Source organism: Oleiphilus sp. HI0043, from assembly GCF_001634935.1.
Genome location: NZ_LWEY01000283.1, coordinates 1 through 861, shown reverse-complemented (window position 1 = coordinate 861; position 861 = coordinate 1). Strand labels below are relative to the sequence as shown.

Here is an 861-nt window from a genome sequence, read left to right as displayed (position 1 = left end):
GGCATAAGATTTAAAAAGCTCTGAAGGCATCACGACAACGGCAATAAGCGTTGTTACAGTCAGCATGCTAAATAAAGCGGGTAAGATTCTACGTGCGCGACGCTCATAGAAGTTTCTGATCGTAAAAGTACCTGCGTTCAGCTCATCCAGAATGATACGGGTAATCAAATAACCGCTGATAACAAAAAAGATATCGACGCCAGCATAGCCACCGCTAAAACCAAATAGTCCAGCGTGGAAAAGAATGACTGGTAGCACTGCTATGGCTCGTAAACCGTCAACTTCACTTCTATAAAGCATTATGAATCCTGGATCTGATAGGTATTTCAATAAATGGCGGCGATACTAACATACAAAAAAATATGTGGACAAGTTTGGGGCTTGTGTTGTCTTCCTTCACCGTTTATGGGATTGAGTATGTCTTAATAATAGGAACCATTTTATTGCTCTTATGGTAATATCCTTGGCTACGATACTTTCTCTGGGAAACGTCTTGATGCAACAAACCAAAACTTATCCGCCACTTCGTTATGATTCATATTTGATACAACTATTTCGGTGGTTTGTTAAGCCTTTGTTACCCGTGTCGTGGTTTCGCGACCCCATTCCTGAAACCGAAACTCGGTCAGCTGTTTCAGGTGAGTTTGATCTGGAAATCGTAAGTCATTGCTGGAACTACTCTAATACCTTGAGCTATCAGTTAAGTTCATACGTCAACTACCCACCCAGTAAGTTACGTTTAACCGCAACCGTGTTTTATGCTGAGGAAGATAAAGGTACCAAAGCTGTTTTAGATTACTTTTCTAAGCTAGAGGTGCCAAATGTTACTTGGAATTTTCAGCCGCTAAGTAAGGGAAAACT

2 protein-coding genes are annotated in these 861 nt (G+C 41.0%); one reads left to right on the top strand and one right to left on the bottom strand.

All coding sequences use genetic code 11. The features are described from left to right. Positions 1–300, bottom strand: a 300-nt coding sequence (locus tag A3729_RS04135; RefSeq protein ID WP_156497642.1) for an acyltransferase, incomplete at its 3' end; no start/stop codon positions are given. Between the two features lie 196 nt (positions 301–496). Here A3729_RS04135 and A3729_RS04130 point away from each other — a divergent pair. Then, on the top strand, positions 497–861 hold a 365-nt coding region (locus A3729_RS04130; RefSeq protein ID WP_197475548.1), incomplete at its 3' end, for a hypothetical protein.